Here is a 12,101-nt window from a genome sequence, read left to right as displayed (position 1 = left end):
GTTAGTAAGCCCCTTTCATCAACGCGTGAGCGTTCCAAGTATTTTCGAAAGCACGTCTGTTCTCGCCGCAGTGATTCAAGCATAGGTCGTCTTCGCCGATCGGCGCCGCATCGGTTATGACCAGCTCTACCGCAGCTTCCGGATACAGACTTCCGGGATCCATTGGATTAGGCGTATTGGACAACACGACGAGCAGATCCATTTCCGTTCGAAGCGTCACCGATTTCCCCGCGGTATCCTGCCCCTGATATCTCATCGCGCCATCCAGTTCGCAGACGATCTTCGAGAAGAAGTTGATCGGCGTTGTAAAATCCCTGACCGTCAAGTTATGCCGGAACAGCTCGACCTTCAAGTTTTGTTCGGCGTTTCGCAGCCAATCGTTTCTCTCGCTCTGGTACCGCGTTACACCGTACTTCGCATCTATGCTCTCGCGGGTCGTATAACCGGACAACGTATCATGCCAGCCGACCGTATCTTCCGTAATCGAAGCAAGTACCCTTCCTTGGTCGCTCATCAGCACATGGCCTGCGGTTAATAGAGCCGTATGCTGCGCCTTCAGCGTATCGGGCATGTTGTATCGTTCGGATGGCTGATGCGCATGGAAGAGCAGACAAGCAAGATTGGCTCTGTCCCCCGATGCCGTCATGCGGATTGAATTGCCCTTGCTCACATAGGCTGACCATTTGCCGCCTGGCTCGATCGTGGTAGTAAAGGATGCTTTCATTTCAATTCCCCCTAAAGGTTTTAGTCAAAAACCGATATCGCAAGCAAAAGGTATAAAAAAAAGGAAAAAAGCCCGGGAGAATATCAAAAGAAACTCTTTTGATTCATTCTCCCGGGCTTTTTTCCCGCCGTGTACATCGATCCTTTAAGATCGATGCGTCTTCTCTCGGACCAGTCAATCGCGACAAGCGATTCGGAACCCTAGAAAACTTTCCATATGCAATTAGAAATCTTATGTCATATATTCTAACATTAGTTATCCAACTTGACAACCGCATTTTGCAAAAATATTTTTGAATCGCTCAAAAAAGGGGTCAAACCGTTGATGCGCTTGGATTTGACCGTACTTTGCAGTGCTTTTGTCTCGGATTGTTCGGAAATTACCCTCTTGTTTTTTTGAAAATTACCTGCAACAATGTGAGGAAACATGACGCAGACAAAATAATGGATTGGCTTGGAGCAAAAAAAAGGAGGATGAACAGATGCAACAACCTGCAGAGTTAAAACGGAACTTATCTTTATCCCACGTCGTTACGATGGGGCTAGCCTGGATGTCGCCAATGATTTTCTTCACCAGCTTCGGCGTCCTGCACGAAGGCTCGGGCGGCATGCTATTAGGTGCTTACGTGCTTGCGTTCATCGCCATTATGTTCACCGCTGCCAGCTACGGCCAAATGGCGAAGGCGTTCCCCGTATCCGGTTCGGCGTACACGTACGTGGCGAAGTCGATGAATCCTTTCTTGGGTTTTGTCGTCGGATGGGCGATCTTGCTCGATTATTTATTCTCCTGCATTATCGCGGCACTCATGTTCGGCATTAATCTGAACGCCCAATTCCCTTCCGTTCCGACTTTCGTCTGGATCATCCTGCTGACCTTTGTCGTGATGATTATTAACATCATCGGCATCAAGACCTCGGCCAACGTCAATAAAGTATTCGTTGTGCTGCAAGCAATATTCATCGCGGGCTTCTGCGCGTTGCTTGTCTATCAGGCGATGAAGAACGGCATAACGGCTGGCTTTAACCCGCTTCCTGCGAACGATGGCGTTTCCCTCTCGACGCTGCTTGCAGGCGCTTCTCTCGTATGCTTCTCCTTCCTCGGATTCGATTCCATTACGACGATGGCCGAAGAGACGAAGGACCCCAAGAAGACAATCCCGCGCGCCATTATGATTATCGTCCTTCTTGCCGGCATCATGTATTTCGCTACCGCCTATTTGATTCAACAAATGTACCCGAAGTTTTCGTTCAGCAACGTGGATGCAGCCGGCTTCGAGCTGATGCAAACGATTGGCGGCGCCGCGCTCGCCGCTGTTTTCACCTTCGTTATTATCTTCTCCGTCCTGTCCCAAGGCATGTCTTCAATGACCACCGTATCGAGACTGCTCTTCGTTATGGGCAGAACGTCATTGCTCCCGAAAAGCAGCTTCGGCTCCGTCCATCCGAAATACCGTACGCCTGTATTCAATATCGTGCTCGTCAGCATCATTACGCTCGGCTCGTTGTTTATCAGTCTTGAAATTGCTATCAAATTCGTCAGCTTTGGCGCTTTAACCGCATTCCTGTTTGTTAACCTATCCGTCATCTTCCACTACATCGTCAGAGGCAAGCAACGGGGGCCGAGAGACTTAATTCTGCGACTGCTATTCCCGTTGATCGGAGCGGCATTCGTCTTCTATCTCATTGCTTTGCTAGATTCGGCATCGCTGCTTCTCGGCTCGGGATGGCTCGCGCTCGGCCTCCTCTATTACGCAGTCAGACGATTCGCAAAAACGGATCAGAACACGGCCATAGCGGACCTTGAAAACGTCGTGTAACGGTCTCCTGCATGCCTTCTTCTAACCAAAAAAACAACCGTCGAGATAAGCATCTCTCCGGTTGTTTTTGCACTTGCTTTATTTCAGGGCTTCCACCATCATCTTATACCTACCCTCTACTTGCGATTGTGGAAGCTCTTATCGATCGCTTTGATCAAGGCCGACATGTCGCTGGACATCGACCTCATCGTGCCGTCCTTAGACGCCGCTTCCGCTCCAAGCACCTTAATGCGGTTACGCAAGTCTTGATCGGAAGTAATGTGCAGCCTATAGGCTGGGTATTGAATTCTAAGGGCTGAATACACCTGCTTCTCGATGATTCCGCGGTTGCCCGCATTTTCAACCTCGATCCCTACAAGGGCATCATCGCCGTATAACTGGACGTTCGCAGCCTTCACATTCTTAACTAGCTCCGCACGCTCCGCCAGCTGGGAAGCTTTCGCTTCCGTATCGTTCATATTCGCCGTCTTGCCAGCCACGTCGTTACGATCGTCCCGCGCCGCCCTTGCTCCAAGACGGCGCGCCCCTTCTTCGGTCGGTTTCACGTTTTGCCTGACCGTATTCGCATTTGCACAGCCGACCAGCGCGAGCCCTAACGATAGAACGAACATAGACATCAAGATGAGTCTCCAAGGTCTACTCATGTTGTTCACCTCCTATTTACCTGTTCATAACATTTGCCATAGGCGGATATTTATTCATAGGCCTTGGCGTAAAGCGCGCAGACGAACAAAAAACAGCCACTCGGCCTCCATTCGGCCTCGCAACTGTTCTTCCACTCCGCTACTTAGATAATTTCGTTATTCATCCATTTTGCGAACGTCGACCATTACATGCAGGATCTGCTCGCCAGTCCCCCGGTATACGCCCTTCACAGGCACAATATCCTTATAGTCGCGGCCATGGCCTAGCTTTACGTAACGCTCGCCTACAGGATCGGCGTTCGTCGGATCGAAGCTGCACCAGCCTAGACCCGGCACGAATGCCTCGACCCAAGCATGAGACGCCTGCTCGAAGTCCGCGCTTCCGCCTTGCAAATCGCCTACGAAGTGATAACCGCTTACGTAACGCGCCGGTACGCCCAGCGATCTGCTGCAAGCAATCATCAGATGTGCGAAGTCTTGGCATACGCCGCGCTTGCGCTCGAACATTTCGCTTGTCCTCGTCTTGACGTTCGTCGCTTCGGGATCATAGATGAACTCCGTCCGAATCTTCGAGGACAATGCGGCAAGCCAGTCCAGCACGCTAATCCCTTGGTCTTCTTCGGACGCGGTAAGCGCTGCGGCGAACTCTTCCACTTCGATCGTGTTCGACGTGTATCCCGTCGGCAGCAGAAACTCGGTGAAGCGGTTGGCGGCTTCCTCGGTGCGCAGCCATTCCCAAGCCTGCGCCGATGGCCGCTTGCTCAAGTATAAAGCCCGCTCCTCCGCAGTCGGAGCTTGCTTCGTCACAACCGTCATCGACGTGCGGATCGTTAGTCGTTTATGAGGACCGTTAACCGAGAATGCGTGAACGCGATTGCCGAAATAATCCTCGAAGCTGAACAACGAGGCGTTCGGCTCGATGGAGATTTGCTGCTGATAGCAGGATTGCCGTTCATTCGTACTCGGCGTCAGCCTAATTTCATTGACACTGTCCGTCACCGGATCGGCATATTCGTATTGCGTAACATGCGAGATGTTCAGCTTCATGCGCTTGCTTCCCCCATTCGAAAAAAGGTTTTGGCAAACAAGCCTCCGAGCTGCTGGCAGGAGTCAAGCAAATGCGCAACGATAAGTCCGCCCCGATCGAAAGCCATGTCGTCATGCTCCAGACAAGCAAGGTCCGCTTTCACCTTGCCGACTTGACGGATCACCCGCTCATGAGCGCTGCGAAGCTGCTTATCCTGCAGCTCGATACGCCGCATATGATCGTCGAGCGAATGGAGAGCGAAGTGAACGGAACGCGGGAAAGCTTGGTTCAAAATAACGAATTCGACGATCGATTCCACGGCGATTCCATCCGCATAATAACGGCGGAAAGCCTGATAGCCGCTCACGGAACGAAGAACCGCCTGCAAGTATGGATAGGCGCTCAATGCATTCCACCCTTCGCCGCTTGCAGCATTGCCAACCGCTTTAATAATGCGAAGCGTATTCTCCGCGCGCTCGAGATAGCGGCCGCATTCGATGAAATGCCATTCGTTCTCCCGCGGCATGACCGACTGTCCAACTCCTTGGAATAGAGCCGTCCATTCCTTAATTCGGCCGAAGAACAGATGCGGCGATTCACGAAGCAGATCATCCGGCTGTTTCTCTCTTAGCCATAGATAAAATGCGTTCGCCGCATCCCACAACTCGCTCGCCACTTTCTCGCGCAGCGTTCGAAGATTGCCGCGGGCATGGCTGACACAGGAGACTAGCGAGTTCGCGTTGTCGCGGTCAAGCGTCGTATAGTGGATCACATCGCGTTCGTTATAGGAGCCATACTGCTGCTCGTAAGCTTCACGGCTTCCTAGCGCGTCGACGATTCTTGCCCATTTCGATACGGGCCCCGCGGCTTCGGCGCCCGTTTCCCCGACGTCATCGACCGATTCGTCCTCGACCTGCAGATGATAATGAACATCGATCAATCTAGCATGATTCTCCGCCCGCTCCATGTATCTCCCGATCCAAAACAAAGCCTCCGCGTTCCGATTCAGCATGGCTTTCCCTCCGTTCTATTATCGATTAAGCACCCACGTATCTTTCACGCCGCCCCCCTGTGAGGAGTTGACGACGAGCGAGCCTTCCTTCATGGCGACGCGAGTCAGTCCGCCGGGAATAACATGCGGCTCATCCCCCATCAGCGCGAACGCACGAAGATCGATATGGCGCGGCGTCATCTGCCCGTCAAGCATAACGGGGGCGCGCGACAGCTTCATCGTCGTCTGTGCGATGTAACGATTCGGCTCTTGCTTGATCGCCTCGGCGAACTGCTGAATTTCCTTCTGAGTGGCGCTTGGCCCGATCAGCATGCCGTATCCGCCGGAAAGCGACGTTTCCTTCACGACGAGCTGATCCAGATGATCGAGGACGTAATCCCTTTCTTCTTTGCGGGACAGAATATAGGTCGGCACGTTATGCAGAATCGGTTCTTCGCCCAAGTAGTAACGAATCATATCCGGCACATAGGCGTATACCGCCTTATCATCCGCAACACCCGTTCCCGGGGCGTTGGCAATGGCGACATTGCCTGCGCGATAAGCGTTCATAAGTCCCGGCACGCCAAGAAGAGAGTCAGGTTGGAAAGCAAGCGGATCAAGGAAATCGTCATCGATGCGGCGGTAGATCACGTCGACTTGGCGAAGACCGCGCAGGTCGCGCAAATAAATTTTGTGATCCTTGTATACGAGGTCTCTTCCTTCGACGAGGTGTATGCCCATTTGCTGCGCAAGGAAGGTGTGTTCATAATACGCGGAGTTATAAGCGCCTGGCGTGAGCAGTACGATAAGAGGGTCGCGTTTGCCGTTCGGGGAAAGCGCGCGAAGCGAGCTTAAGAAGCAATTCAAGCTTCGATCGATGCTTTGCACCGAACAGGACAAGTACAAATCGTGGAATAATTCACTCATAAGCGTCCTGCCCTTGAACAGGTAGGAGAAGCCGGATGGCGAGCGCAAGTTGTCCTCCAGAACGAAGTATCGCCCCTTCTCGTCTCGAATCAAATCAATGCCCGATGCTGTAATATATACACCTCCGGGAACATGTAGACCAGCCATTTCCGGACGGAAATACGTATTGGATACGATCATCCGCCGGGGGATGATGCCATCCGCAACAATACGTTGTCCATGATACACATCATGGCAGAATGCGTTAAGAGCGCGTATGCGCTGCTTGACCCCGCGGTCGACCGCTTCCCATTCGTGCTTCGGTATGACGCGCGGAATGTAATCGAATGGAATCGTCCGTTCGAGCGGCTCGCTCTGCCCACCGCTATAAAGCGTGAAGGTAATGCCTTCCTCCAGCATCCGCTGGTTGATCGCATTTTGACGGACCGTAAGCTCCGCCTGCTTCATTCTGCCGAATAAGCGATGAACATTGTCATAGTGAGGACGCACCGATAAGTCCTTGTCGAACATTTCATCATAAAATGCTTGCGAATCGTAATAATTCGATTGCGACTGTTTGGCCGTCGACATGACAACCGCCTCCTCCATGATGAGCGCAGCACACGATTAGTGCTTGCAGCATGAAACATTACGTCCACACGAGTGAGATATATGTTATAAAACTTAACAATTATCCGACTTAAGTGTTTTAATGTTAGGATTATCATACTAAAATCTGAAAATTGTGTCAACTTCCTTAACATAAAAGCAGGAACCCTCTATGCGAGAGAATTCCTGCTTGTTCTAAGCTGCGTATAAAGATAGAAGTCCGATTTGTCATATCCATTAGGAAATCAGGAATTCAACTGCTGCAAATCTTTCGTAACCTTATCAACCATCTGCACGAAGGAGGCAAGCTCTTGCGAGCGGGCTGCTTGGTTGCGCGCTTCCACCAATGTCAGCTCCGACTCGGAACGAACGGCGGAGAGCTTCTTCTCGATCTCTTCCAGCTTCGCCTGAATGCCCTCAAGCGCGCCCCTGGACGATGCGGCCAGCTTCCTGACCTCGTTCGCGACAACCTCGAAACCCCGCCCTTGTTCGCCGGCTCTTGCCGCTTCTATCGCTGCATTCAACCCCAGCAAATGCGTCTGATCCGACAAGCCGCGGATGAGCGTGCCCATCTCGTTGATGCCGTCAAGCTCTTCTCGAAGTTCTCCTAACAGTGTATGCGTCTTATCCTGAGATTGCGAAGTCGAAACGGCGGTTGCGGCAATAGATTGCGCACCCTCGTCCAACTCGACCATAAGCGAAGCCAGCTCCTGAACGGCACCCGTAACGGTGCTCAGCATGGCAGCGCGAGAGTCGGCTAGCTCCTGAACCTTCTGTTGCTCGAAGCCATGATACGCCTCAAGCACGAATTGCGAATCCAAATTGAACATCTTCGTAAGCGAATAGACGACATGCTGCCACCCATCAGGCAGAACGCGCTTGAACACGAGCGTAGCGATGTCCAAATACGTCATATATGTACCGAGATACCAATCGGTCGAAAGGCCGATTCTGGAATGGACCGCCCCGATCCTTATTCTATTATCAAAACGGCTGGTCGATCACGCCTTCGGCGTATAGTAATTCACTATCACCTATTATATTGGAAAAGATACGTTATATTATAAAATTTTAACTTTTTTTATTGACGGATTTGTGGAAGCGGACGTTCCGGCTGAGAACATCTTAACCTGAAAAGAAGCCGACGGGCATAATATCCGTCAGCTTCTCCAGGCAAGGCGCGCAAGCCCCAATCAGTCCTCTTCGCGCTTAGCACTAGCGGTTAAGCAAGCTTCCTACATAACGCAACAGTTCATTCGAGCATACCGGGCAATAGCCGTGTTCGTCCATGAGCCGCTTCGTGACTTCGTTAATGCGCTTCAATTGCAATTCGTCCGGCGTCTTCGTCGACGTCGTAATCTTCACGATGTCCTTCAGATCGGCGAACAGCTTCTTCTCGACAGCTTCGCGCAGACGCTCGTGGCTCGTAAAGTCGAATTTTTTCCCTTTGCGCGAATAGGACGATATGCGGATCAGTATTTCTTCACGGAACGCCTTTTTGGCATTTTCCGACACGCCGATCTGCTCCTCGATCGAACGCATGAGCCGCTCATCCGGATCCATCTCTTCGCCGGTTAGCGGATCCTTGATTTTCGCCCAGTTGCAATACGATTCGATATTGTCCAAGTAGTTCTCGAACAAGGTGCGCGCCGACTCCTCGTACGAGTAGACGAACGCCTTCTGAATTTCTTTTTTGGCAAGCAGGTCATATTCCTTGCGCGCTACGGAGATAAAGTTGAGATAACGCTCGCGCTCCTCCTTCGTAATCGAAGGATGCTGATCGAGGCCGTCCTTAAGCGCCCGCAGCACATCCAGCGCATTGATGCACTGCATATCCTGCTTGATAAGCGCGCTGGAGATGCGGTTGATGACATAACGCGGATCGATGCCCGTCATGCCCTCTTCGATGTACTCGCTTTGCATTTCCTTCAGATCTGCTTCCTTGAAGCCTTCGACCTCTTCGCCGTCATACATGCGCATCTTCTTCACAAGGTCCATTCCTTGCTTCTTCGTTTCCTTCAATCTTGTAAGTATGGAGAATATAGCCGCCGCCCGCAGAGCATGAGGAGCAATATGAATATGCCTCATATCGCTTTGCGCGATCAGTTTCGTATATATTTTCTCTTCCTCCGACACCTTGAGGTTATAAGGAATCGGCATAACGATCATCCTTGACTGCAGCGCCTCGTTCTTCTTATTGCTGATGAACGACTTATACTCGGATTCGTTCGTATGGGCAATGATGAGCTCATCCGCGCTGATCAGGGCGAACCTTCCCGCTTTGAAGTTGCCCTCCTGGGTCAGCGAGAGCAGATTCCACAGAAACTTCTCGTCGCACTTGAGCATTTCCTGGAACTCCATCAGTCCGCGATTGGCTTTGTTAAGCTCGCCGTCGAACCGGTAGGCGCGCGGATCGGACTCCGAGCCGTATTCCGTAATCGTCGAGAAGTCGATGCTGCCCGTCAAGTCGGCAATATCCTGCGACTTCGGATCGGAAGGACTGAATGTGCCGATGCCGACGCGATTATCCTCGGAGATGAATACTCGCTCGACAAGCACGCTTTCGATGTTGCCGCCGTACTCGGTGTTCAGCCTCATTTGGCAAGAAGGACACAGGTTGCCTTCAATGCGTACGCCTAGCTCCTTCTCGATCTCGGGCCTTAGCTCATGCGGAATGAGATGCAGCGGATCCTCGTGCATCGGGCAGCCCTTGATGGCGTAGACCGCTCCCTTGTCTGTGCGGGAGAACTTCTCCAACCCCTTCTTGAGCATCGTCACGATCGTCGATTTGCCTCCGCTGACCGGACCCATAAGCAGCAATATCCGTTTGCGAACGTCCAGCCTGCGGGCGGACGAATGAAAATACTCTTCAACCAGCTTCTCCACGGAGCGGTCCAGGCCGAATATTTCCTGCTCGAAAAACTTATACTTCTTGTGCCCGTTCACCTCTTCAACCCCGTAAGATTCGATCATTTCATAAACGCGTGCATGTGCGGTCATGGCCGGGGACTGATCCTTCTTCAGCAGCTCAATATACTCCTTGAATTGTCCCATCCATGCCAGCTTCTCGCTCTCAGCCTGATATTCCGCTATACGCTTGAAAATGTCCATTCCGTGCCTCCTCCCATCGCTTACGCATTCCGCTATTCCTTCTCCGCCAGGGATTAGTTGCTAGACGCTCTTCCTCGTGGATAACTTGTAAATTGAAGTATTACATTTCTATGCTTATCTGTGTAGGAAATTGACCACTATTTTCGTCCTCCATCCAGCAAAAAACGACAAGTCCGCGTTATCCTTTGCTATAATGGGGCTAGAGAGGAAGAATAGTGCGGGAAATACGGAAGGGGAACTATAACATGGCCGTCAAGCGGGAGGAAGAACTGTACAAGCCTATTAAACAATATTACGAACGTTTGGGTTACGAGGTGAAGAGCGAAGTACTTCATTGCGATCTCGTTGCGATTCATCCCGAGCATGAAGAGCCTATTATTGTAGAAATGAAAAAAACGTTCAATCTCGCCCTGCTGCTGCAAGGCGTTGAACGTCTGCGCTTGAATGGCCAAGTCGTATTGGCCGTCGAGCGCAATCGCAAGAAAAGCGGCGCGCATAACCAGCGGTACGGCGACTTGACGGAGCTATGCCGGATGCTTGGCATCGGGCTTATGACCGTCACCTTCTACAAAACTAAGCCGGCCGTCATTGAAATGTTATGCGAGCCGGGGGAACCCCCGCAGCGCGGCATCCGTCGCCGTAAGCAGGCGCGGCTGCTGCAGGAATTCCGCGAGCGCAGCGGCGACTACAACGTTGGCGGCAGTACCGGCCGCAAGCTCGTCACCGCCTATCGCGAGAAGGCGCTTCGCTGCGCCTGGGCGCTGCGCGAGTCGGGCGAGCTGGCGCCGCGGGAGGTCGCGGCGATAACGGGCAATAGCCGCAGCGGCGAAACGCTGCGGCATAACTATTACGGCTGGTTCGAGCGTATCGGTCGCGGCAAGTACAAGCTCCGCCCCGAAGGCGTCGCAGCGCTGGAGCAATACCGCGAAGTCATTGCCGAATGGTCCGCTGCGGCAACTGCCGCCGATGCTTCCCAGGCCGGCGGACGCAAGCTCTAGCTCCGGGCGGTGAATTCGCCGATCGCTTCCACAAGGCGCGCCACGCCCTGCTCGGTGCGTGTCCCCTTGTTATGAGTGAAGTTCAACCGGGCCGTATTGCGCTGCGGATTGTCCGCGTAGAACGAGCTGCCGGGCACGAACGCAACCCCTTTGCGAACAGCCGCTTTAAGCAGCGCTTCCGCGTCGAGCCCCTCCGGCAGCTTCAACCACATGAACATGCCGCCTCGCGGCTTCGACCAGGTCACATCCGGCAACGATGCTTGTTCGAGCAGGCGGTGCATCTCCAGCATCCGCTCCCCATACGAATCCGAAATCAGCTTAATATGCGCATCCAGATCGAAGAAGCCAAGCAGTTGGCTCAATATTTGCTGATCCAGCGAGCTCGACTGAATATCGGCTGCTTGCTTCGCAACCGCCATCATTCGAATGACCTTGCTGTCTCCGATCGCCCATCCCGTCCTCAAGGCCGGAGCGACCGTCTTCGAGAACGTGCTCGTGTAGATGACCGTGCCTTTCTCGGCTTTGCCCTCAAGAGCGAACAGCGTCGGAATCGGCTCATTCCCATCGAAGGAAATATCGCCGTACGGATCGTCTTCAATGATCGGAATGCCGTTCGACTGACAGAGGGCAAGCAGCTTCTTCCTGCGCTCCACGCTCCACACGTTGCCCGTCGGATTGCCGAAGGTCGGAACGGCATACAGCAGCTTCGGCCGGTGCAGCGCAATAAGACGCTCCGCCGACTCCGGGATCATGCCATGCTCGTCGCTGTCGACGGACACGACCTTAAGCCCATGCAGCGCGAATACTTGCAGACAGGCTAAGTAGGTCGGCTTCTCTACCAATACCGTATCGCCAGGCTCGGTCAACACTTCGACAAGCAGGTCGATCGCTTGCTGCGAGCCCGTCGTCATTAACATTTGGTCGGGATTAACGAACATGTTTTTATCGGCCATTCTGCGGCATAGCTGCTCGCGCAGCGGCAAGTAGCCTTCCGTCAAGCTGTATTGCAGCGCGCCTGCTCCTGCACGGAATACGCGCTGCGCAGCTTCGCTCACTGCCTCTACCGGGAATAGCTCCTCGGCAGGAAGCCCCCCCGCGAATGAAATCATGTCCGTTCCTTGCGTAAGCTTCAATATATCTCGAACCGCCGAAGACTTAAGCTGCGACACCCGTGATGAGAAACGATATTCCATCCGTATTGCCCTCCTTGTGGTCATAACCTGTTTTCATGATCTACTCTTATGTTAACAATGTGTTCACAACTTTTAAAGTTTT

At 52.7% G+C, this 12,101-nt stretch carries 10 protein-coding genes and 1 riboswitch; of the genes, 2 read left to right on the top strand and 8 right to left on the bottom strand.

Annotated elements, in window-relative coordinates:
- Nucleotide 1: 1 nt before the first annotated feature.
- A complete protein-coding gene (locus J2T14_RS14685) occupies nt 2-724 on the bottom strand; it encodes an urea amidolyase associated protein UAAP1 (RefSeq protein ID WP_307207046.1) in 723 nt (240 codons plus the stop codon).
- 106 nt (nt 725-830) lie between these two features.
- A riboswitch (guanidine-I (ykkC/yxkD leader) is annotated at nt 831-939 on the bottom strand.
- 266 nt (nt 940-1,205) lie between these two features.
- Between J2T14_RS14685 and J2T14_RS14680 the strand changes: the two genes are divergently transcribed.
- A complete protein-coding gene (locus J2T14_RS14680; protein ID WP_307471858.1) occupies nt 1,206-2,540 on the top strand; it encodes an APC family permease in 1,335 nt (444 codons plus the stop codon).
- Nucleotides 2,541-2,656: 116 nt separating this feature from the next.
- On the opposite strand, the gene J2T14_RS14675 is transcribed toward J2T14_RS14680, so the two are convergent.
- The 6 genes from J2T14_RS14675 to J2T14_RS14650 form a co-directional block, all read right to left on the bottom strand.
- Nucleotides 2,657-3,184 carry a YhcN/YlaJ family sporulation lipoprotein gene (locus tag J2T14_RS14675; RefSeq protein WP_307471856.1) on the bottom strand — a complete coding sequence of 176 codons (528 nt, stop codon included), beginning with the start codon at nt 3,182-3,184 and terminating at the stop codon, nt 2,657-2,659.
- Between the two features lie 156 nt (nt 3,185-3,340).
- Entirely contained in the window at nt 3,341-4,231 is an 891-nt protein-coding gene (locus tag J2T14_RS14670; protein ID WP_307207043.1) for a transglutaminase family protein, read from the bottom strand.
- Nucleotides 4,228-5,223, bottom strand: a complete 996-nt coding sequence (locus J2T14_RS14665) for an alpha-E domain-containing protein (protein WP_307471853.1) — start codon at nt 5,221-5,223, stop codon at nt 4,228-4,230. The genes J2T14_RS14670 and J2T14_RS14665 overlap by 4 nt, the downstream gene beginning before the upstream one ends.
- 18 nt (nt 5,224-5,241) lie before the next feature.
- Nucleotides 5,242-6,699, bottom strand: coding sequence for a circularly permuted type 2 ATP-grasp protein (locus J2T14_RS14660; RefSeq protein WP_307207039.1), 1,458 nt, complete (start codon nt 6,697-6,699; stop codon nt 5,242-5,244).
- A 263-nt stretch (nt 6,700-6,962) separates the two neighbouring features.
- Nucleotides 6,963-7,667, bottom strand: coding sequence for a methyl-accepting chemotaxis protein (locus J2T14_RS14655; protein ID WP_307471974.1), 705 nt, complete (start codon nt 7,665-7,667; stop codon nt 6,963-6,965).
- A 265-nt stretch (nt 7,668-7,932) separates the two neighbouring features.
- A complete protein-coding gene (locus tag J2T14_RS14650; protein WP_307207035.1) occupies nt 7,933-9,828 on the bottom strand; it encodes a PrkA family serine protein kinase in 1,896 nt (631 codons plus the stop codon).
- Between the two features lie 245 nt (nt 9,829-10,073).
- Here J2T14_RS14650 and J2T14_RS14645 point away from each other — a divergent pair, with 245 nt between their 5' ends.
- Nucleotides 10,074-10,826 (top strand): DUF2161 family putative PD-(D/E)XK-type phosphodiesterase, encoded by a 753-nt coding sequence (locus tag J2T14_RS14645; RefSeq protein WP_307471851.1) that lies wholly within the window; start codon nt 10,074-10,076, stop codon nt 10,824-10,826.
- Here J2T14_RS14645 and J2T14_RS14640 read toward each other — a convergent pair.
- The gene (locus tag J2T14_RS14640; RefSeq protein ID WP_307471849.1) at nt 10,823-12,019 is read right to left on the bottom strand and encodes an aminotransferase-like domain-containing protein; all 1,197 of its coding nucleotides are present in this window, start codon (nt 12,017-12,019) and stop codon (nt 10,823-10,825) included. The two genes, J2T14_RS14645 and J2T14_RS14640, sit on opposite strands and share 4 nt — an antisense overlap.
- Nucleotides 12,020-12,101: the final 82 nt, after the last annotated feature.

It is taken from the genome of Paenibacillus harenae, assembly GCF_030812415.1.
GTDB lineage: Bacteria > Bacillota > Bacilli > Paenibacillales > Paenibacillaceae > Pristimantibacillus > Pristimantibacillus harenae_A.
This window is presented reverse-complemented; position numbering and strand designations above follow the sequence as displayed.